This window comes from Mycolicibacter sinensis, from assembly GCF_001673565.1.
GTDB classification, from domain to species: Bacteria; Actinomycetota; Actinomycetes; order Mycobacteriales; family Mycobacteriaceae; genus Mycobacterium; species Mycobacterium sinense_C.
This window is the reverse complement of record NZ_LZMF01000022.1, coordinates 1-1,419: the sequence shown is the minus strand read 5'-3', so window position 1 is coordinate 1,419 and position 1,419 is coordinate 1. Positions and strand designations below refer to the sequence as shown.

Genomic DNA, 1,419 nt, shown 5'->3' with positions numbered 1-1,419 from the left:
GAGCCTGTCACGAATTCTGTGTAAGTCAGAGATGATTTGACTACGAGTTGTAGTCTAGCACAACGGGATTCGACCGGGGAACAGCCTGGCGAGTGTGTTGAGTGCCACGGTCCAGTTGTGGGTTCCGGTCCCGGAATAGCCTCCTCTCTCGCTGGAGATGTTGCGCAGCCCGAGGTACAGCAACTTCATCGCGGCGTCCTTGTCCGGGAAATGGCCCCGGTTCTTGGTGATTTTGCGCAGCTGGAAGTTGATCGACTCGATGGCGTTAGTGGTGTAGACGATCTTGCGTAGCTCCACCGGATAGTCCAGGAACGGCACGAATTCTGGCCAGGCGCCCCGCCACACGTCGATCGCGCCCGGGTACTGGGTGCCGAATTGCTGATCGAACTCCTTGAGTGCCAATTCAGCGCCATCGACGGTGGGCGCGGTGTAGATCGTCCGCATCGCGGTGGCGACCTTTTTGCGGTCCTTGTAAGACACGAACCGCATCGCGTTGCGGATGACGTGCACCACGCACGTCTGCACGACCGTATCGGGGTAGATCGAGCGGATCGCATCGGGCAGACCGGTCAGGCCGTCGCAGCAGGCGATGAGGATGTCGCGCACGCCGCGGTTGCGTAGGTCGATGACGACCTTCTGCCAGAACTTCGCGCCCTCGCTGTCTTGGATCCAGCAGCCCAGGGCGTGTTTGCGACCGTCGAGATCCACGCCAATGGCCAGATAGGCCACCTTGGTGGTGATGACCCCGTTGTCGCCGATCCGCAGCCGCAGACCGTCGATGTAGAGGATCGGATAGACCTCATCCAGGGGCCGAGACTGCCAGGCCTTGATCTCATCGACAACCACCTCGGTGATATTCGAGATCAGCTCCCGCGACACCGATGCCCCGTACACCTCGGCCAGATGGGCTTCGATATCGCGGGTGGTCATGCCGCGTGAATACAGCGACAGCACCACCGAATTAATGTTGTTGAGTCGCCGGGTTTTCTTCGGCACGATCGCCGGCTCGAACGAGCCGTTGCGATCGCGCGGCGCCTCGATACGCACCGGGCCGTTGACGGTGGCTACCGTTTTCGGTGTGGTGCCGTTGCGGGAATTGCCCGATCCGCGCCCGGCCGGATCGCCGGCCTCGTAACCCAGGTGATGGGTCAACTCCGAATTCAGGGCACGCTCGAGCACGGCCTTGGTCAGCTCGTTGAGCAAACCGTCCGCGCCGTCGATCGGGGTCCCCGATTTCACTGCATCGGCGATCAGCGAATCCAGTGTGTCGGCGCTGAACGCCTCCGCCAACCGTCGGGCCGCCGTCTTGTCCTCAGCCGGCGCCTTCGTGGTCTTGGTCACAAAACACTCCTTCTGTCCGCCCCAACGGCGGTCCGATGATGGACCACCTCGGACTTACACAGATGGAATGACACGCCC

At 61.7% G+C, this 1,419-nt stretch carries 1 protein-coding gene; it reads right to left on the bottom strand.

What is annotated here, in order from left to right; genetic code table 11:
- Positions 1-54 precede the first annotated feature (54 nt).
- Positions 55-1,290, bottom strand: a complete 1,236-nt coding sequence (locus tag A5648_RS03990) for an IS256 family transposase (RefSeq protein WP_065023304.1) — start codon at positions 1,288-1,290, stop codon at positions 55-57.
- Positions 1,291-1,419: the final 129 nt, after the last annotated feature.